Source organism: Micromonospora sp. NPDC049047, assembly GCF_040649135.1.
In the GTDB taxonomy this organism is placed as follows: Bacteria; Actinomycetota; Actinomycetes; order Mycobacteriales; family Micromonosporaceae; genus Micromonospora.
Genome location: NZ_JBEZEY010000001.1, coordinates 600897 through 619490 on the forward strand (window position 1 = coordinate 600897; position 18594 = coordinate 619490).

Below are 18594 nucleotides of genomic sequence, written 5' to 3' on the forward strand. Positions count from 1 at the left end.
GCGGCCGGGATCCAGCCGCTGGCACGCGGGGAAACGACGTCCGTCAGCTGGTCAGAACCACCGCGCCCACTCGCTGACGAGGCGTGGATCGGTGCGCACCCAGACCTCGCCCCCGGCGGTCCCGGCCGGCGTGGCGCGACTGGCGACGCTCGTCGGCCTGACCCGCTGACCGGCCTGTGGGCAGGAGCGACGCCTGCCTGGCCCTCCTCGACCGGCACATCGTTTCAGGTGCTTGACCTGTCAATTTTCCGCCGGTAGTGTAAATTTACAACGACAAACGTCTATCTAAGAGCAGGTGAACCGTGCTGTTGAAATCCATCGCCATCGCCATCGCTGCATCCGTTGCAGGCGTGCTGGCCGCCGCCCCCGCCGCCTCGGCGGCAGCACCCGGAGTGTCGATACAAGGCTGGGGGGCCGGGAACTGCCCGCAGGGCATGCTCTGTATCTGGCCCAACTGGAATCACCCGCCGCAGGGTCCCGTGGAGACGCCGTCTCTGACGACCAACAGCGAGTGGACCGGCAGCATCCAGGGATTCAACTTCTACAACGGCACAGGCCGCGACGCCGTAATATCCGGGTTCACTTTCGGCTCGTCGATGCCCTTCAAGAACTGCGCTCCTGCCGGCGGGACCGGGGGCGACCTGTATATACCGGTCAACGTGACGAAGGTGACTTGGCAGCTGACCCCCTGTTGATCCTCCACCGGCCCTTCCGAGTAAGGGTTTAATGACTTGGATTAGCTGGCTCGATCGGCGGTCCGGACGCGTCCGGATCCGTTGCGGGGCAACGAGAAGACGCAGAACCTCGGTATGAAGGTGGTCTTCCCGGGATCACCTTCATCGAGGTTCTGCGTCGCTATGAGTGTGGGGCTGCTTCGAACAGGCCGTCCTGGTGATCCGTTGGCTGATCGACGGCACCCGCATCTCGTCTTTAGGCTCGGATTTCCATTTCTGCCACCAAGCCGTCGTCGAATCGGTAGACATGCGTGACGGTGTGATCCGCGATTGTCGCTCCGGTTTTGTCGCGGACGACCTGGTGGACGGTGACGACGACTCGCCCGTCGGCCTCCGCGGCGAACGCGGTCGGCATGACGGTCGGTTCGAGCTGGTCCCATTGCCTGCGCCAGTAGGCGCTCACCTCGTCGCGGCCGTGAACGATGCCGCCCTCCCAGCCATTTGGCCACGACACATCCGGCGTCATGGCGGCTAGCAGTGCGGGGATGTCACGCTCGTTGAATGCCGCGTAGAGGTTCGTGAGCAGCCGCTCCGACGTTGCGAGTTCCGGCGAATCCATCGAGCCAGCATGGTTGGTGGACCAGACCTCACGGAAGTCACTTCGCGGTCAGCAGAATGTGGGCGGTGGGTGGGAGCTGCTGTTCCCGGCCGCCCCTGCTGCCCCCGGGTGCGGCAAGCGCCGCCGACGCGGCGCGGCTCGAGGTCCGGTGCCGGCCGTTGGTGCGTACCGCCATCGCCGACCTCGCCCGCGCGCAGCCGGCGCCGGCCGGTGTGGCGCGACTGGCCACGGTCGACGGCCTCACCGGCTGACGGACAGTTACGGACCCGCGATTGCCAGCAATTTCAGCGGATCCACAGGAGACTCATAGCTTTGACGACAGTGGATCAGATGCTTGATCTTTCAACTTTCCCGGTGGTAACTTTCATCGACCGAGTCCTCTGGGGAGAAGAGAAATTCTGTGCGACTGAAGTCCCTCGCAATTGCCCTGTCCACCGCAGGCCTGCTGGCCACCATTCCCGCCGCGTCGGCCTCGGCGGCCGTTCCGGCTGATGAGCCGTGGCCGCCCGGCAACTGCCAGCAGGGCACCTTCTGTGCCTGGCCGAACTGGGCTCCCGTGAACACCGGCCCGACGGAGACCCCGTCCCTGGTGACCACCGGCCCGTGGACCGGAAGCGCCCCGACGAAGACCTTCTACAACTACACGACCGCGAATGTCGAATTGGAATACCACAACACGTGGCAGGACGAGTCGACGGTCATCACGCACTGCGCCACTCCACGCGGCAACATCTTCTATCTTCAGGTAATCGTGACCAAGGTGAACTGGCACGGTTCCTGCTGAGGCGCTTTCCGTAAGTCAGGCGGCAGCGTCGAGGTCACGGCGTGGCAGTAATCGGTAACAGAGGTCGTCTCCGGTGTGGGGCGCTGCGACCAGGCAAGAACCTCATACCGGAGACCTCCTGCCCAGCGCAGCGGTGACCAGCCGCGCCCATCAGCGCCCGCACGAGCAGTTCGGCCTTCGACGGAGTGTCGACTCTCGAGTCTTTATCCCCGCGCTTGAGCGCCGCCCGTGTGGGAGGCTCGTCGCCGTGGGGCAGTTGATCAATGTGAGGGACGGGTCCGTCTGGGCCGAGGACACCGGGGGCGGCCTGCCGCCGGTCGTGCTACTGCACCCGGGCGTGGGCGACTCACGCATCTGGAACCCCGTCTGGGAGCGGCTCGCCGGGCAACACCGGCTGATCCGGTACGACGTGCGGGGCTTCGGCCGCTCCGCGCCGCCGGCTGGGCGATTTTCCCGGGTGGACGACCTGCGTCGGGTGCTCGACCGGCTCGACGTCGGGCCGGCCTTGTTCGTCGGTTGCAGCATGGGCGGCGGCACCGCGCTCGACCTCGCCCTCGCCGAACCGGATCGGGTTCGCGGCATGGTGCTGGCCTGCCCGGGCATCTCCGGCGCCCCGCCGTCCCACGATCCTGACGACGAGCCGGACAGCGCCGACCCGGATACCTTCGTCGAGCAGGGTGTCGCCCGGTGGGCCCGGGCCGGCCGCGACCCGCTCGTCGTCGATCTGCTGCGTTCGGCGGTCCGGTTCTGGCTCAACTGGGGCGAAACCTTCGTCGATGACGGCGACGCGTGGTCCCGGCTGGAGGACGTTGCTGTTCCCTGCGTGCTACTGCTCGGCGATCTCGAACGCCCGTCGTTCGTCCCGTCCTGCGTCGAGGCCGCGCGGCGCATCCCCGGCTGCCGCCTCGTGCGAATACCCGGCGCCGACCACTTCGTGCCGCTGCGGGCACCCGACGCCGTGGTGGAGGCGCTGCGCTCGCTGCCGCGCTGACCGGACCGGCTACCAGTTGCTCAGATCGCTCCTGCGCGACAGCCCGGAGGAGCTGGCGAGGAGTCTGCTCGACGTTGCCGCCTCCCGCTGAGCAGTTCGGCCCTCACCGTTTCAGCCGTTGCCCGGTCGGGTCGATCCGTTGCCCATTGCCCGTAGGTGTGCCAGCCCCTGCGCCCAGGACTGGATGAGGGTGGTTTCGCGGTAGGCGACGCCGTGTTCCGCGCAGAACTGGCGGATCAGTGGCTGGGCGTGGCGGAGGTTGGGTCGGGGCATGCTGGGGAAGAGGTGGTGCTCGATCTGGTAGTTGAGCCCACCGAGGAGTGCGTCGATGAGCGGGCCGCCGCGCACGTTGCGGGAGGTGAGGACCTGTCGGCGTAGGTAGTCGAGGTTGTCGGCCTCGGACAGGATGGGCATGCCCTTGTGGTTCGGGGCGAAGGAGCTGCCCAGGTAGAGCCCGAAGATGGCCTGGTTGACCAGGATGAACACGATCGCCTGCGGCACGCTCAGCACCAGGAACACGGCCGCGAGGTAGCCAGCGAAATGCAGGACGAGCAGGCCGGCCTCAGTTCGTCGGCGCTTGAGTCCGCCGCGGCGGAAGACCGCTCGGACGCTGGCACCGTGCAGGTGCACACCCTCCCCCAGCAGCAGGGGAAAGAACAGCGCCGCCTGGTGCCGGACGAACAGCGCCCCCAGGCCGCGCTGTGCCGCAGCCTGACTCGGAGTGAAGGACAGCGGAGCCACAGCGAGGTCGGGGTCGCGGCCTTCGGTGTTCGGATTCGCGTGGTGGCGGTTGTGCTTGTCGACCCACCACCCGAAACTGATCCCGGTCACCAGGTTGGCGCACACCAGGCCGACCACGTCGTTCGCCCGACGGGAGCGGAAGATCTGCTGATGCCCGGCGTCGTGACCGAGGAACGCCAACTGCGCGAGCAGCACCGCGACGCCGGCCGCGGTGGCCATCTGCCACCACGACGACCCGAGCCGCACGAACAGCACGCCCAGCACGACGAGACACGCCAGGATCACCGTCACCCGGGCCGCGTAGCGGCGGGGTCGTCGGTCGAGGAGACCCGCGCTTCGGACCAGGCGGGAAAGGTCGGCGTACTCACTGCCCCGGTCATTGCGGGTGCCAAGATCCGTGTCACTCACCGTCGCCACCCCTCGCCGATCAGCTCGCCGTCTCCGCCGTCAACCATGACCAGGCACTCGCGCACGTCGTCCGTGGTCCGCCAGAGATCGAAACCAGCAAACCGCCGCTGATGCGCCCAGTCTCCCGCACAGCCGTGCTTTTTCACGAGGAAACCGGCAGCTCATGGCAACTGATACGCGAGCAGTGCGTCAGCGTCGGCCAGCGGGGCGCGACTGGCCACGCTGGTTGGCCTGACTCGATGACCCGGCGACCAGGCGGGCCGACCTGGATCGACGTCAGCCGTCGGAACGTCGCCGTCGTTCCCTCACGAAGCCCACGACCATGACGAGCAGCCCAATGATGATCAAGCCGCCGCTCAGGTACCAAGCGTTGGCGACACCCTCCGGCCAGGCGAATCGCCCGCCGAGATCTTCAGAGGTGTCAGACCGGCCGCAGGCAGAAAGGATGTCCGGCGGGACTGGCGTAGACACGACCGCCCCGGTGGGTGGCGAGGTCGGCGTCGTCGGCCGGACGCAGTCGACGTGCGCCGGCTTCGAGCGCCACTCTGTCCGCTGAGACGAGGTCATCGGTGGTCAGATCCACGTGCAACTGCTGGGCGCCGTCCTGCGGCCAGGCCGGCGGAACGTGTCCCGGAGCTCGCTGGATCACGACTGCGGGGAACCCGTCGACGCGCAGGAAGTGATGGTTCTCGGTTGTCGTGATCGAGCCGCCGAGTAGCCGGTGCCAGAACGTGCTCTCGGCGTCCACGTCGGCGGCGTCGATGATGATGGCGGCAAGGTTGAAGGTCATCTCATACCACCGGGATGATTCCGCCGTCGACGCGGAACTCCGCGCCGGTGATCCACTTCGCGCGTCGGGACGCGAGGAAGACGATCATCTCGGCCACGTCGTCAGGATCGCCGGGCCGGCCCATCGGAACCTTCAGGTGCTCCACGATTTGTTGCTTGAGTTCTTCGAGGCCGATGCCCTGCTGGTCAGCGATGTGAGTCAGGTGCCCGACGGCGCCGGCCGTGGCCACGAAGCCCGGCAGGACACACACCACGCGGACCCCGTGCGGGCCCACCTCGGTGGCCAGTTCCCGGCTGTAGACGTTCAGTGCCGCCTTCGCCGCCGCGTAGGACGCCTCGGTGCGCTGCGGCAGCCGGCTGGCGATCGAGGAGACGTGGACGACGACGCCGGAACGTCGTTCGACCATGCCCGGGACCAGCGCCCGGTCGAGCCGGACGGCGCTGAGCAGGTTCATCTCCAGGTCCGAATACCAGGACGCGTCGGAGCGTTGCAGCGTCGGCATGGGTGCGCTCGCACCAGCGGCGTTGTTGACGAGCACGTCCACCCCGCCGACGCGGTCGATGATCAGCCGGCCGAGTTCGGCCACCCCGTCCTCGGTCGCGAGGTCGGCGGGGAAGTGGGTGGCCGGCAGGTCCTCCGGGGGCGTGCCCCGCGAGGCGGTCAGGACAGTTGCTCCGGCGGCGGCGAAACGGCGGACGGTGGCCTCGCCGAGGCCACGGCTGCCGCCGGTGACCAGCACGCGAAGGCCGTTCAGGCCATCTTCCGAGTAGGTCATGTGTGTTCCTCTGCGGTAAGGTGAACCGGACTCCGGAAACGTACCATAAGCGGAGTCGGACTCAGGTTATGGAGGATCTGTTGTCACCGTCACGGCCGCTGCGCGCCGACGCCCGCCGCAACCGCGAGGCGCTGCTGATCACGGCCCGGGAGATGTTCCTCGGCGGCGAGGCTGACACCGGCGTGGAGGAGATCGCGCGGCAGGCGGGAGTTTCGGTGGGAACGCTCTACCGTCACTTCGCCACGCGCGAAGCCCTCATCGAGGCGGTCTACCGCCAAGAGGTCGACGAGTTGTGCGCCGCCCCCGCGGAACTCCTCGGTCAGCACACCCCGGATGAAGCCCTGCGGCGGTTCCTGTTGCTGCTCGTCGACCACGCCGCCATCGGCAAGGGCATGGCCGAGGCGTTGGAGAGCATCATGATCACGGACTCCCCAGTCTTCGACGACGCCCGCACCCGGATGGCCCAGTCACTCGACCAGTTGCTCGCCGCGGGAGCGGCAGCGGCCACCGTCCGCGACGACGTCACCGGGCGGACTCTGCTGCGCGCGATGGGCGGCATCTGCGAGATGCGCGCCACCGACGGATGGCAGGAGGAGGCCCGGCAGATCACCGCGATCCTCTTCGACGGCCTGCGCCACGGCACGCCGAAGGTGCGCGCTTAGCGGGAACGCCACCCAGTCGCGGCCTCGATGCCGCCTTCGGCTGAGCCGTGCCTGAGGGCGCCGGCGTCGCTGACAAGCGGGCCTTCCCGGACGCGGACAGCATCGTGCCGGCCGAGGTTCGGTGCCGGCCGTTGGCGCGTACCGTCATCGCCGATGTCGCCCGCGCGTAGCCGGCGCCTGCCGGCGTGGCGCGACCAGCGTTACCCGGTGGCCGGCTATTGGCGTGGTGGGGGAGGGGCCGACCAGGTCAGCATGGGCATACTCGGTATGCTCTGCCGCCATGCGACCTGGCGACCGTACGGTGGCGCTCGCCTCCGTGGTGGGCGGATTCCTGCTCGGCTTTCTCCACTTCTGCTGGATCAAATGGCTGCCGTTTCCCGTCGCCGAACTCGGCAACTCCACAGCGACCTGGGCGGTCGCCGCCTTCTTCTTCGGATTCTGGGTGCGGTCCGGGTGGCGGCGTTCGGCAGTCGGTGCCACCGTCCTGCTCGTCGTCGCGGTGCCCAGCTACTACCTGGCGGCGGCGCTCCTGCAGGGCGACGACCTGGCGGTGCTCTGGGCACCGTCGTCGCTGGTCTGGATGGTCTTCGGCGTGCTCGCCGGAGTGGTCTTCGGCACCGGCGGGACGTGGGCGCGCGGTGCGGGGTGGCGGCAGGTCGTCGGGGTCGCGCTGCCGGCCGCCGTGTTCTTCGAGGAGGCCGCCCGGTTCGCCGGCAAGGCGACCGACCCCGACTACGGGGCCGGCGTGTGGTGGAACGTGGTCATCGACAGCGCGCTGGGTCTGCTGATCGTGGTGCTGACCGGCGGCTCGCATCGACGTCGGGCCCTCGCCGTCGCGGCGGCCGTGCCGCTGGCCGGCATGATCCTGGTGAGCTTCGCGGTGGCCGGCGGGACCGTCTCGTCCGCCGGTGCCTCAGTACGGCAGGTCGATGCCCCGGCTGCGGGCGAACTCGCGGTGGGCGGCGACGACAGTGTCGATGAAGTAGGCGGCCATCTCGTCGGCGCGCAGCACCCGGGTCGTCTCGACAGTGAGGTTCTCGTCGCAGTAGTGCTCGGCTGAACTGACGTCCGGCTGCGCCACGAGAGCGTCCCGGAGGAAATCCACCGGCTCGTCACCGGGGTCGACGATGAACTTCACGCCGTCGCCGAAGCTCAACTCCCAGTGCAGGCCGTCGTCGGTGCCGACCCAGAGCTGCCGGCAGAGCCCACCGCGGCTCTGGGCGAAAGCCTCCCGCATCGCGCTGTCGTCCGAGCAGATCGCCGGCAGGACGCTCGGGGCGCGGCCGATCGCCGCCGCGACCGGGGGGAACCCGGCGAGTCGGTCGACGCGGTAGAAGAAGTAGCCAGGGGTGTCGGTAGGGTCCTCGGACTCGACGCCCGGCACGGCGTACGCGGGTGGTTCAGCGGTCATGGGCTCAATGGTCCGGTCATCCACATCAGTTGTCCGCCCGGGGTTCTGCCGAGGTCGCGGCCCCTGTCAGTCCGGAAACCTCGGCCACGGCCGGGCGATGCCCCGGGCGGGGTTTCCGGGAACGTGAGATTCGGGCATGTATCTCGGCACTGCTGGAGGGAGACGGCAATGCTGGTAACTGGCTATCTCGGCGCGGTGCTCATCGGCGCGCTCGTCGGCCTGCTCGGGCGACTCATCCTGCCGGGGAGGCAGCGGATCGGCGTCTTCGCCACGTTCGTCATCGGCGTCGGCTCGGCGGTGCTGGGCACCGTGGTCGCCAGGGCGCTGCATGTCGACGACGCAGCCGGCGTGCGGGTGTGGGTGCTGCGCTGGGACTGGGTAGTGCTCGCGATCCAGGTCGGCGTCGCGATCATCGCCGTGGCGCTGGCGAACATGCTCACCTTCACCAGGCTCGCCGGCGGCGACGAGACGCCCCGTCGGCGGGTCCGTCGCAGCAAGGCCAGGGGCTGACGAACCGTGTCCGCTGGCTTGTGCGGCGGTCAGGGAGCTGTCGTCCGTGTCCTGCTCCGGGCGAGTTCGCCGCGGATGGCGAACACGACGAGTGTGAGCGGCACGAAGACCCAGAGCTGAAGCACTGTGTACCGGCGCAGTTCCCCGTCGGTGTTGACGCCAGCCAACTCGGCGTCGAGGGCACCGGGCCGCATCAGCGCGAGCGCGTACAGAGACAGTGGCGCGTAGTTGAGACCCGCGCCGACCAACCACAGGCCGAACGCTCGGGTGCCGAAGCCGTTCGCTGACGCCAGCAGCCAACAGCCCCACGTCACCATCAGCACCACGCCGACGAGGAACTCGGCCAGAATGATCCACCGTCGACGGGTGGTTCCTCGGCTGCCGTACATGTCGATGGCCGCCAGGCGACGAACGTTCATCGGATCGATGATGCCATCTGCGGACAACCTGAGATCGTGGCGCCGTCGACCTGGCGCGGGTCAGACGTCAATGCGTCGGCCGGCGGCCGGCGGGGCGTGGGCAGCCTGCTGGTCAGCGCTGTGCGCCGAGGTGACAGGGGCCTCTTCCTGCTCCTGCGCCGCCGGGCGGGGCGTCACCGCGTAACGGCTCAGCGCCAGCAGCGGAAGGGCCAACGCGGCGAGGGCGAGGCCGAGCGCCGCCACCGCGACCATCGCGCCCCGCAGGCCGGTCGCCGACGCCCACAGTCCGACGTAGACCGGCCCCAACAGGAATCCGAGGTACGCCACAGCCGTCACGATCGAGGTCGCCCGCCCGCGCGAGGACTCGACGACGTTGCGCGAGACGATGCTCAACAGTGTGGGGAACAGGGCGGCGGTCCCCGCCGCGGCGAGGACCAGCCCGGCCAGGGCGACCGGCACCGACGGAGCGCGGGCGAGGAGTGCCGCGCCGGCGGCCGCGACGACCGACCCGAGGACGAGGACCTTGCGGGCGTGCGCGGGATTCAGCGTGCTGACCGCGAAACGGGTAGTCGCCACGACGGCGGCGAACGCCGCAGGTGCTATCGCGCTGAGGCCGGGCCCGGTGGCAAGGACGTCCTCCATGAAGACGGCACCCCAGCTCTGGTGGGCGTTCTCGCTGGCGAACGCGAGCGCACCGAGGACACCCACCAGGAGCAGGGGTACGACAGGCATCCGGAAGCCGCTCGTGCTGCTCGGCGTGACCGGCTCCGGGCGGGACATGTCCGCGGGCAGCGTGCGGTGGATGGCGGCACCGGCCAGCACCGACACCAGCAGTACGGCCGCGAACGGAACCCAGGTGGGCGCCCCGAGAGCATACGAGGCGCCGGTGCCGAGGCTTGACACGACGACGGTTGTGGAGAACACCGCGCCGGTCCGGGTGATGATCGGTCGGCCGGAGCGCTGCTCGGCGCGTCCGCCGACGGAGTGCATGGCGACGTCGACCGCGCCACTGGCGACACCCACGGTGGTCAGCCCGGCGCACAACCCGACGAGCCCGCCGGCCGTGACGGAGGCGGCGAGCCCCGCGCCGCCGAGGGCGACCACCGTCAGGGCCGTGCAGCGCAACCCCCAGCGGTCCAGTGCGCGACCGGTCAGGAGCATCGCCGGCAGCGCGCCCGCGCTGATGAACAGCAGCGCGGCGCCCAGCCGGGCGTCGTCGAGACCGGCCTGGTCGCGGACACGGGGCACGGCCGAGCCCCAGGTGCCCCAGAAGGCCCCGAAGACGACCGACGCGAGGTACGTGGCAGTGACCAGCTGTCGGTGCGGCGACGCGGTAGCCATTGTGGAACGCTACCCAGCTGCTGACCTTCGTCACACGATGCGGGCAGGGTTCCGGTGAACTGCCCTTATCCGCCAGATGGCCTGCGCCCTCGTCGGCCTGCTCGGGCGACTCATCCTGCCGGGGAGGCAGCGGATCGGCGTCTTCGCCACGTTCGTCCTCGGCGTCGGCTCGTACGACTGCGTGCCGCGCTTCAGACCGTGCGCCGCGCGATGGCGGCCTCGACACCGTCGAGGATCAGGTTGAGGCCGAAGGTGAAGTCCTGGTCCTCTGGGTCCTCGCCCGGTTCGCTCTCGAACGCGCCCGCCGCGAACAGCGGCGCGGCCTCGGGGAAGCGCTCCGGGCGGACGAGCGCGGCGAGGGCGTGGCCGTAGTTCTGCTCGACGTCGGCCTGGCTGAGCCCGGTGCCGCTGCGGCCCTCGGCCATCTGCCGGCCCTGCAGGATCGCGTTGCGCACGTAACCGCTGACGACGACGAGTACGCCTGCCTTCGTCCTCGGATCCAGGTCCGTGTCGTGCAGGACCCGCAGGAACGCGTCCATCCAGCCGATGGCGTTCGGCCCTCGGGGTGGGCCGGCGAGCGGAACCTCCACGAGCCATGGGTGTTCGGCGTACCGGGCGCGGATCGCCGCCGCCCAGCGATGCACGCCGTCACGCCAGTTGTCCGCGTCCAGCCGGGGGGCGGCCCCGGTGGCGTGGTCGGTCATCAGTTCGAGGAGTTCCTCTTTCGAGCCCACGTGCCGATAGAGCGACATCTTGGTGAAGCCGAGAGTCTGCGCGACCTTCTGCAGGGTCACCCCGTCCAGCCCTTCGTGGTCCGCCAGGTCCACCGCGGCGCCGACGACCCGCTCGACGTCGAGTTCGGCGGGCCGGCCGCGGCGTGTGGACGTCGGCAGTCGCCAGAGCCGCGCCAGGTCGGCGGGCACGTCATCGGCCATTGACGGCAGATTGTGTCCCATGGATAGTATCTCCTGTACATTAAAGCTGTCGTCGGGCCGGACGGGGAGAAGAAGCATATGGACGTGTCAGCGGGCGCGATCGGCGCCACGGCGAGCCGGTCGACGAGCGCAGGGCAGCGCCTCCACGACCTCGATGCGCTGCGGGGCTTCGCGCTGCTCGGGATCTTCGTCGTGAACATCACCTTCATGGCCTCCGGTTACCCGGGCAACCTGATCACGGACCCGGCGTTCTCGTCGGTCCTTGACGACGCGGCGCGGTTCCTGTCCGCGGTGTTCGTCGACATGAAGTTCTACATCCTCTTCTCGTTCCTGTTCGGATACAGCTTCACCCTGCAGATGGCGGCGGCCGGGCGCGCGGGCGCCGCGTTCGCGCCGCGGATGCTGCGCCGGATCGCCGGCCTGTTCATCCTCGGTGCGCTGCACACCGCGCTTCTGTACGGCGGCGACATCCTGATGACGTACGCGGTGGTCTGCCTGGTCCTGCTCGCGATGCGCCGGGTCCGCGACCGGACGGCGCTGCGCGTCGCCGGCGTGCTCTACGGGATCGTGCTGCTGAGCCTGCTGGCCAGCGGGCTCTTCGTGGACTCCTCCGCGTTCCTGCCGACCCGAGCCGAGGCGCTGGCCAACGCCGAGAACGCGACCGCCGCGATGCTCGGTGGGTGGGGCGACGTCATCGGCCACCACCTCTCCGGCCTCCCCTTCCTGGTGCTCCAGTCCGCGACGTTCCAGGGCCCGACGGCGCTGGCGATGTTCCTGATCGGCATGGTTGCCGGCCGACGGCGGCTCCTCGCCGGCGTCAGCGGCCACGAACCGGTGCTGCGGCGGATCCAGTGGATCGGCTTCCCGGCGGGTGTCGCGGGCGGCGTGGTGTACGCGCTGGGCGGCGGCAACGGCGAGTCACTGGCCGTGGGTGCGAGCGCGGCGACAGCGCCTCTGCTGACGGCCGCGTACGTGGCCACGCTGCTGCGAATGATGCACAGCCCGCGGTTCGGGTTCGTGCGGTCAGCCCTCGCCCCGGCGGGGCGGATCGCGCTCACCAACTATCTGGGGCAATCGTTGCTGGGACTGCTCATCTTCAGCGGGATCGGGCTCGGCCTGGCCGGGAGGGTGTCGCCGGTGGGGACGACCGTGCTGGCATTGCTGATCTTCGCGGCGCAGCTTGCGGTGAGCGCGTGGTGGCTGCGCCATCACCGGTACGGGCCGGCGGAGTGGGCGCTACGGCGGGTGACGAACGGACCTGACCCACTGGATGCGCCAGTCCGGCCTGGCCGACCTCCTGCCGTCGCTGACTGACACGGTCTACGTGGGGGTCAGCGCCGGGAGCATCGCGGTCACCCCGTACAACTGGACGCCGAATTCGACCTCGGGTTCGTCCCGGACGGCAGCGACATGGCGAAGGACGCCGACCAGCGTCGACGTCGTCTCCGAAGGCGAATGGAAACTGATCAACCCCTGACCGGGGCGTCCCGTCAGTCGAGCACCGACTCGCCGCCCGGGTAGGCGAACGACGCGCGCGGCGAGTAGAAACCCCAGACGATCTCCAGCGGATCGGCCGGGCGCAGCGTGTACACCGGGTGGTCGGGTTCGAGAAACTCCAGCGACTCGACAGCGAACGGGTCGACCGGCTCCGCGACGAACGGGTAGTTGCCGCTGTGCAGCCGGCCGCCAAGCTGGGTCAGGTAGCGCAGTTGCCCCCGGTTGACGGCGTCGCCGGTGCGGCCGACGCGGGCCGTCGTCCTGATCACGGGTACGCCGTCGGCCTCGGTGGTCGCGATCAGCCGCTGCCCGCGTACCTCGATTGTGGTTTTTCCCGGTGTCGCCGGCACGCCCCGGGCGGCGGCGTAGGCCCGGACGACCGGGCTGGAATTGACGTAGTGGGTCCACCAGCGGCCGGGCGTGACGCCATCGGGTGCGTCGAGCCCGGAGAGGTCCGGCCCGATGTACGTCAGGGAGTACGCGCCGAAGCCGGAGGTCTGCCCGTCGTCGTCGACGACGTACTGGTTCATGAACACCTGGCGGTTGGGTGCCGGCGTGAGACCGTCGGGGACCAGGGCGGCCACCGCGTCCGGGTTGGCCGGCAGCCAGCCGAAGTAGATCATTCTGCTGTTCACGACGAGCTGCGGAGCGACGAGTTCGGTCACGAGGAGTCCTTCCGCTGGGCATCGGTGCGTAGCCGCGACGCTACGGATTGCCCCGACGCCCGGACAACGACGGATTGCCGACATGCGTCCGTCCGGCGCGACGCAGCGGAGGGACCACCCGTGACGAGTGGTCCCTCCGCTGGTGCGCCGGTGCGTGGCTAGACTTCAGGTTGGCAGTTCACCTGTGCTCTGCTGCGGCGGGCGCAGACCTCGGGAGGGTGTTCCCGCACCCTTCCGAGGGGCCGTCCGATCGGACGACGCCTACTCGCAGAAGACCCGCACCGTGGCATCGGGGGAGTCCACCTCCACTGTCATGTCGTCGAGGTGCTCCACGAGCGCCTCCAACTGCTCGGGCTTGAGCTGCGTCAGGTCGATCGGCACGCCCGAGGCGCTGAGTGAGGCGTTGGCCTTGACCAGGGCCTGCGGCGGGACCAGCGCCGCCAGCCGGACGCCGGCACGCAGCAGTTGCAGTGGCACCCGCACGTTTACCCGCGACGGCTCGCCGTTGTCGGTGGCGTCCACCACCACCCGCAGATACTTCAGCTTGCCCTTCGGCCGGACGTCGTGACCGGCCGCCGTCGGTGCCTGGCCCCGTTCGAGCGCGGCGATGAGTTGCTCCGCCTCCTCCGCGGTGATCTTGCCGGCGGCCAGCATGTCGAGGATGTCCTTGCGTTGTTCGGTCATTCGAACCTCTCCTATCGGATGGCCACGAGCACGGCCGTGCGGCCGTGCTCGATGTCGAAGTGGGAGCCGGGCAGCGCGGAGACGACGCGCCAACCGGCGCCGAGGGCCCGCACCACACCGATGCGGAACACCAGGCAGGCCACGATCGCCGCGAGCACGACCAGGACCACGACCGGGAAGAGCAGGAGCGCCACCGGGAGCACCGGAACCCAGAAGCGCAGCGGCCGGCGGTCGGGGCGGTCGACCGTGACGGTCACCAGTTGCGGCATCACGGCTGGTCGTCCAGCTCGGCCAACGCCTGCTGTGCGGTGATCTCACCGCGGCGCAACCTGTCGATGACGTCGGCCCGCGACGGCGCCGGGTCGGTCTCGACGAAGTCGAGCATCTGGGTGATCCGGTTGAGGCGCGACTTGATCGTCGGGTAGCTCACCCCGAAGATGCGTTCCATCTCCTTGATCGAGCCGTGGCAGCGCACGAACGCGGTGACGAAGACCTGGTCCTCGACGTTGAGCTGAGCCAGCTGCGGCAGCTCGAACTCGCCCTCGATCGCGACGCCGTTGCTCGCCAGGCGGACCCGCTCGACGACGAACGGCTGCCCTCGCGTCAGGCTGGTCAGCTCCTGCCAGTCCATCGCCTGTTCTGTCATACTTGAATTTGTATCTTAAGAATCCCCAACTTCCAAGAGTGGGATCTTAACTTTCTTAAGATTGGGCCGTGGGTGGCGGACGGTGGGTCTCCCGGGGCCACGCGGGATGGAGGGCGGTCGGCACTGTCACCAGGATGTGCGCGGTGACCGGGTGGCGGGCCGTCGGATGTGCGCCACCCCGTGTCGTCTCACCGACCACGACGGCCCGGCCGTGCGCCTGCAGGGTGTACGCCACGTCGGCTAGCGTGCGCTCCGTGAATCACTCCCGAATTGCTTCCGCAGCGTTGATCCTTGCCGCTGCCACCGCTCTGGTCGCCTGCGGTGACCCCGATACGGCGACGACCGCCGGATCGACGCCGTCGGCCAGCACGTCCGCCGCCACCTCGGCGCCTGCCTCCCCGACCGCCGCGCCGGCGACGTCAGCAGCGACGGGCACCGCGAGCGACAAGGCACTCTGCACGTCGATGAAGAAGGTAAGCGACGACCTCAAGGCCGAACTGGTGAAGATCGCCACGGCCGGTGGGCCGTCGGCGGCGGACTTCAAGAAGATCCTGACGGAGTTGGGGAAGCAGGTGACCGCGTTGGCCTCGACCGGCGGTGAGAGCAAGGTCGCCGCCGCCCTCCGGCCGTTCGGCGCCGAGGCGACCAAGGCCGCGGCGGCGGCAGACCCGGCGTCCGCCGCCGACAACCCGGCCTACCTGAAGGCCGGCCAGGACCTCACCGCCGTGTGCGCGGCAGCCGGAGTCAAACTGGCTCTCTGATCACGAGCGTCTCACCGCTGTCAGCGTGGGACGGGCGTCGTGGTGGTCGGCGGCGGCGACAGTCGGGCGATGCCGTCGCCGGCCACCATCGCCGTGCCGGCACCATCGCCGTGCCGGCACCATCGCCGTGCCGATCACCCCGCCAGCAGCACGGCGAACCGGTCGACCACTGCCCGGCCTGCCGCCCGACGTGTTCCACCCGCACCTCCGGTGCCTCGTCCCCGGACGCGAGGCGTCCTGGTGCTCGGACTCGGCACTGACCGGGGTGTCACCGTCCTCCGGGGTGTCCGGCCGCGTTGACGCGAGCGCCAGCCGGGACTGTCGAACCACAGTCGTCCTACCAGGACCAGCCGTCAAGGTGTCGGCGAGGCGCGGCCCGCAGACGGGCCGATAGCACAGCGAGTCGACGATTGCTGCCCCGAGAGCGGGTTTCGGGGAGTTTTTCATCGTTGCGTCATGAAGTTGACATTCCGTTGACTCGATGGACCGTCGCGGTGATGCTGAGGTCCGCCATAAACGCCAGCTTACGTCGACGGCGTTTCCATAAGCCGAAGTTTACGGCAGGAGACGTCGCAGGTCGGCGTGGCTGATGTCGTGGTGCATCCCTCGAGCCTATTGCCCGGATTGGAGATCTGGCGGCCCGTCTGCGCGGGGGCGGACGGAACCCTTGGACGCGTCTGCTGGAAACAGGGCACCCGGCGGACGTGTGTCGACTGCTCAGGTTGAATTTAGGACAGTTATGCGAAGTGCAGCATTACACCGAGTCCTTTCGGTGCCATTATCCGCACTACTAGTAATGGGAGCGTTCACCGCGGTGCCCGCTCCCGCATTCGCCGCCGACACGGCGGCCTGCGATCCGGCCGGACCTACCGCTGCCGACGGCCAGACCGCGACCGCGTTGAACGGTCGCCTCACCGGTAAGTTGGCCCACTCGATAACGGCATACCAGGTGTCGTGTGCCCGCGTCATAGTCGCGAGGGTCAAGAGTCGGGGGATGGCGCGGCGGGCCGCGACGATTGCCATCACCACGACCATCGTGGAGAGCGACATTCGCAATCTGACGTACGGCGACCGCGACAGCGTCGGGTTGTATCAGCAACGCCCGTCGGCCGGGTGGGGCACCGTGGAACAGATCATGAATCCGGTGTACGCGACGAACAGCTTCCTCGACAAGATGCTCAGGGTGAGACCTGGCACCTGGATGACCGATCCCATCGGTGAGGTCTGTCAGGCCGTGCAGGTCTCGGGAACGCCCTACGCCTATCAGCCGCAGGCCAGGGACGGAGACATCATCTCGAGCGTGCTGTGGGGTCAGCAGGCACGATCACCGGGCGGCAGCGTGGGCGATGTCAGTGGTGACGGCCACTCGGACCTGTTGGGTTTCAAGCCTGACGGGACGCTGTGGTACTACCCGAACAATATGGACAGCAATGCGAGTGGCCTGCCGTTCGTCGACGCCAAGCAAATCGGTAAGGGTTGGCAGGACTTCGATCGTGTGGCCTCGGCCGACGTCAGTGGTGATGGTCATGCTGATGTCGTCGCGACCAAGCCCGACGGGACCCTGTGGTGGTACCCGAACAACATGGACAGCAATGCCGGTGGGCTGCCCTTCGTGAACGGTAAGCAGACCGGGCGGGGTTGGCAGGACTTCAATCGGGTCGTCGCGGCCGACGTCAGTGGTGATGGTCATGCTGATGTGCTGGCCACGAAACCCGACGGGACGCTGTGGTACTACCCGAACAACATGGACAGCAATGCCGGTGGCGTGCCGTTCGTCAATGGTCAGCAGATCGGGCGGGGTTGGCAGGACTTCGACCGGGTTGTCGCGGCCGACGTCAGTGGTGACGGGCATGCCGACATCGTGGCGACGAAGCCCGACGGAACGATGTGGTGGTACCCGAACAACATGGACAGCAATGCCGGTGGTATGCCGTTCACCGACGGCACATTGGTCGGGCCGGGTTGGCGGGACTTCAATCGGATTGTCGCCAGCGACATCAGCGGTGATGGTCATGCTGATGTCGTGGCGACGAAGCCTGACGGGTCGCTGTGGTATTACCCGAACAACATGGACAGCAACGCGGGTGGTATGCCGTTCATCAACGGCAAGCAGATCGGAAACGGCTGGCAGATCTACAACCGTATCGCCTAGCCGATTCGCAGCTCCTCTTATGTCGGTGGCATCTTGACCGCCGACGGTAGTGCGACCCCCATCAGAGAAAAATCCGAAAGGAATCCGGGAGATGCGTCTCTTTAGGAAGAAGACTTCCACGCTCGCCGCGGCGAGCTTGGCGGCCTCGGTAATGCTCGCCGCTGTGCTGGGCAACGCCGCAGCGGTCTCCGCTGCTCCGTCCACGCCCGACTTCGGCAAGTCGATCGACGGCTACGCCTCGTACGACGGCCAGGACACCTGTGACCCGACGCCGAAGCCGGGCGTCGTCGCCTTCAAGAACCTGCTGAACGCGACGTACAAGGCGCACTCGTACGGGATCGGTCGGGCGTGCGATGTCGGCGGAACCAGCGAGCACAAGGAAGGGCGCGCGCTGGACTACATGCTGGACATCAACAATTCCACGCAAAAGGCCCAGGCGAACGACATCTTGAACTGGCTCCTCGCCACGGACAAGTACGGCAACAAGCACGCCAACGCGCGGCGGCTCGGGATCATGTACCTGATCTGGAACCGGCAGATCTGGAAGTCGTACGAGTCCTCGGCGGGCTGGCAGAGCTATTCCTGCGATGGTTCGGCCAGCGGCTGCCACACCAATCACATCCACTTCAGCTTCAGCTGGGCCGGCGCCAAGAAGCAGACGAGCTGGTGGACGGTCGCGCCGCTGCCCCCGACGATCGGCGGCACCGTCGGCGACGTCAGCGGTGACGGTCACGCGGACGCGTTGGGCATCCGGCCGGACGGCACGATGGTGTACTACCCGAACAACATGGATTCCAATGCGGGTGGTAAGCCCTTCACCACCGGAACTCCGGTCGGCACCCAGTGGCAGCAGTTCGACAAGGTGATGTCCGCGGACGTGTCGGGTGACGGTCACGCGGACGCGTTGGGTATCCGGCCGGACGGGACGATGGTGTACTACCCGAACAACATGGACTCCAACGCGGGTAACAAGCCCTTCACCGAGGGGACTCCGATCGGCACGCAGTGGCAGCAGTTCGACAAGGTGATGGCTGCGGACGTGTCGGGTGACGGTCACGCGGACGCGTTGGGTATCCGGCCGGACGGGACGATGGTGTACTACCCGAACAACATGGACTCCAACGCGGGT

At 68.4% G+C, this 18594-nt stretch carries 24 protein-coding genes and 1 pseudogene; 12 read left to right on the forward strand and 13 right to left on the reverse strand.

Annotation, left to right across the window (positions count from 1 at the left end):
- Positions 1-302: 302 nt before the first annotated feature.
- Positions 303-695 (forward strand): hypothetical protein, encoded by a 393-nt coding sequence (locus AB0B86_RS02610; protein ID WP_357407517.1) that lies wholly within the window; start codon positions 303-305, stop codon positions 693-695.
- Between the two features lie 235 nt (positions 696-930).
- Here AB0B86_RS02610 and AB0B86_RS02615 read toward each other — a convergent pair whose 3' ends face one another.
- Positions 931-1293, reverse strand: a complete 363-nt coding sequence (locus AB0B86_RS02615) for a nuclear transport factor 2 family protein (protein ID WP_357414969.1) — start codon at positions 1291-1293, stop codon at positions 931-933.
- 65 nt (positions 1294-1358) lie between these two features.
- On the opposite strand from AB0B86_RS02615, the gene AB0B86_RS02620 reads away from it, so the two are divergent.
- The 3 genes from AB0B86_RS02620 (at position 1359) to AB0B86_RS02630 (ending at position 3068) form a co-directional block, all read left to right on the forward strand.
- Positions 1359-1544, forward strand: coding sequence for a hypothetical protein (locus tag AB0B86_RS02620; protein ID WP_357407513.1), 186 nt, complete (start codon positions 1359-1361; stop codon positions 1542-1544).
- 149 nt (positions 1545-1693) lie between these two features.
- A complete protein-coding gene (locus AB0B86_RS02625; protein ID WP_357407511.1) occupies positions 1694-2077 on the forward strand; it encodes a hypothetical protein in 384 nt (127 codons plus the stop codon).
- A gap of 265 nt (positions 2078-2342) precedes the next feature.
- Entirely contained in the window at positions 2343-3068 is a 726-nt protein-coding gene (locus AB0B86_RS02630; RefSeq protein WP_357414971.1) for an alpha/beta hydrolase, read from the forward strand.
- 111 nt (positions 3069-3179) lie between these two features.
- Here the strand turns inward: AB0B86_RS02630 and AB0B86_RS02635 are convergent, their stop codons facing one another.
- The 3 genes from AB0B86_RS02635 to AB0B86_RS02645 form a co-directional block, all read right to left on the reverse strand.
- Positions 3180-4217 (reverse strand): acyl-CoA desaturase, encoded by a 1038-nt coding sequence (locus tag AB0B86_RS02635; protein WP_357414973.1) that lies wholly within the window; start codon positions 4215-4217, stop codon positions 3180-3182.
- Between the two features lie 421 nt (positions 4218-4638).
- Entirely contained in the window at positions 4639-5007 is a 369-nt protein-coding gene (locus tag AB0B86_RS02640; RefSeq protein ID WP_357407505.1) for a VOC family protein, read from the reverse strand.
- A gap of 1 nt (position 5008) precedes the next feature.
- A complete protein-coding gene (locus AB0B86_RS02645; protein WP_357414975.1) occupies positions 5009-5782 on the reverse strand; it encodes an oxidoreductase in 774 nt (257 codons plus the stop codon).
- Positions 5783-5862: 80 nt separating this feature from the next.
- On the opposite strand from AB0B86_RS02645, the gene AB0B86_RS02650 reads away from it, so the two are divergent.
- The 4 genes from AB0B86_RS02650 to AB0B86_RS02665 all read left to right on the forward strand — a co-directional run bounded on the left by AB0B86_RS02650 (position 5863) and on the right by AB0B86_RS02665 (position 8365).
- A complete protein-coding gene (locus AB0B86_RS02650; RefSeq protein WP_357414977.1) occupies positions 5863-6444 on the forward strand; it encodes a TetR family transcriptional regulator in 582 nt (193 codons plus the stop codon).
- Between the two features lie 47 nt (positions 6445-6491).
- Positions 6492-6614: a hypothetical protein gene (locus AB0B86_RS02655; RefSeq protein WP_357407499.1), complete on the forward strand. Its 123-nt coding sequence runs from the start codon at positions 6492-6494 to the stop codon at positions 6612-6614.
- 110 nt (positions 6615-6724) lie between these two features.
- On the forward strand, positions 6725-7504 hold the full coding sequence (locus tag AB0B86_RS02660; RefSeq protein ID WP_357414979.1) for a DUF6518 family protein: 780 nt from the start codon (positions 6725-6727) through the stop codon (positions 7502-7504).
- A gap of 519 nt (positions 7505-8023) precedes the next feature.
- Positions 8024-8365, forward strand: coding sequence for a GlsB/YeaQ/YmgE family stress response membrane protein (locus AB0B86_RS02665; protein WP_357414981.1), 342 nt, complete (start codon positions 8024-8026; stop codon positions 8363-8365).
- 29 nt (positions 8366-8394) lie between these two features.
- Here the strand turns inward: AB0B86_RS02665 and AB0B86_RS02670 are convergent, their stop codons facing one another.
- From AB0B86_RS02670 to AB0B86_RS02680, 3 genes are all read right to left on the reverse strand, one after another.
- Entirely contained in the window at positions 8395-8784 is a 390-nt protein-coding gene (locus AB0B86_RS02670; RefSeq protein ID WP_357414983.1) for a hypothetical protein, read from the reverse strand.
- A 60-nt stretch (positions 8785-8844) separates the two neighbouring features.
- The gene (locus AB0B86_RS02675) at positions 8845-10125 is read right to left on the reverse strand and encodes an MFS transporter (protein ID WP_357414985.1); all 1281 of its coding nucleotides are present in this window, start codon (positions 10123-10125) and stop codon (positions 8845-8847) included.
- 191 nt (positions 10126-10316) lie between these two features.
- Positions 10317-11060 carry a TetR/AcrR family transcriptional regulator C-terminal domain-containing protein gene (locus tag AB0B86_RS02680; RefSeq protein WP_357414987.1) on the reverse strand — a complete coding sequence of 248 codons (744 nt, stop codon included), beginning with the start codon at positions 11058-11060 and terminating at the stop codon, positions 10317-10319.
- Between the two features lie 78 nt (positions 11061-11138).
- Here AB0B86_RS02680 and AB0B86_RS02685 point away from each other — a divergent pair, with 78 nt between their 5' ends.
- Positions 11139-12374: a DUF418 domain-containing protein gene (locus AB0B86_RS02685; protein ID WP_357414988.1), complete on the forward strand. Its 1236-nt coding sequence runs from the start codon at positions 11139-11141 to the stop codon at positions 12372-12374.
- A 176-nt stretch (positions 12375-12550) separates the two neighbouring features.
- On the opposite strand, the gene AB0B86_RS02690 is transcribed toward AB0B86_RS02685, so the two are convergent.
- The 6 genes from AB0B86_RS02690 to AB0B86_RS02715 all read right to left on the reverse strand — a co-directional run bounded on the left by AB0B86_RS02690 (position 12551) and on the right by AB0B86_RS02715 (position 15012).
- Positions 12551-13222: a hypothetical protein gene (locus AB0B86_RS02690; protein WP_357414990.1), complete on the reverse strand. Its 672-nt coding sequence runs from the start codon at positions 13220-13222 to the stop codon at positions 12551-12553.
- Positions 13223-13483: 261 nt separating this feature from the next.
- Entirely contained in the window at positions 13484-13906 is a 423-nt protein-coding gene (locus AB0B86_RS02695) for a hypothetical protein (protein ID WP_357414992.1), read from the reverse strand.
- Between the two features lie 11 nt (positions 13907-13917).
- Positions 13918-14175, reverse strand: coding sequence for a hypothetical protein (locus AB0B86_RS02700; RefSeq protein ID WP_357414994.1), 258 nt, complete (start codon positions 14173-14175; stop codon positions 13918-13920).
- Entirely contained in the window at positions 14175-14552 is a 378-nt protein-coding gene (locus AB0B86_RS02705) for a DUF2089 domain-containing protein (RefSeq protein ID WP_357414996.1), read from the reverse strand. Before AB0B86_RS02705 ends, AB0B86_RS02700 begins: the two co-directional genes overlap by 1 nt.
- Before the next feature lie 55 nt (positions 14553-14607).
- On the reverse strand, positions 14608-14787 hold the full coding sequence (locus tag AB0B86_RS02710) for a hypothetical protein (RefSeq protein ID WP_357414998.1): 180 nt from the start codon (positions 14785-14787) through the stop codon (positions 14608-14610).
- Positions 14788-14811: 24 nt separating this feature from the next.
- Positions 14812-15012, reverse strand: coding sequence for a hypothetical protein (locus AB0B86_RS02715; protein ID WP_357415000.1), 201 nt, complete (start codon positions 15010-15012; stop codon positions 14812-14814).
- 4 nt (positions 15013-15016) lie between these two features.
- Here AB0B86_RS02715 and AB0B86_RS02720 point away from each other — a divergent pair, with 4 nt between their 5' ends.
- The 3 genes and pseudogenes from AB0B86_RS02720 to AB0B86_RS02730 form a co-directional block, all read left to right on the forward strand.
- Complete coding sequence (locus tag AB0B86_RS02720) at positions 15017-15313, forward strand: hypothetical protein (protein ID WP_357407480.1); 297 nt, start codon at positions 15017-15019, stop codon at positions 15311-15313.
- 796 nt (positions 15314-16109) lie between these two features.
- Positions 16110-17465: an FG-GAP-like repeat-containing protein gene (locus AB0B86_RS02725; RefSeq protein WP_357407478.1), complete on the forward strand. Its 1356-nt coding sequence runs from the start codon at positions 16110-16112 to the stop codon at positions 17463-17465.
- A gap of 91 nt (positions 17466-17556) precedes the next feature.
- Positions 17557-18594, forward strand: a pseudogene (locus AB0B86_RS02730) (hypothetical protein); the annotation flags it as partial.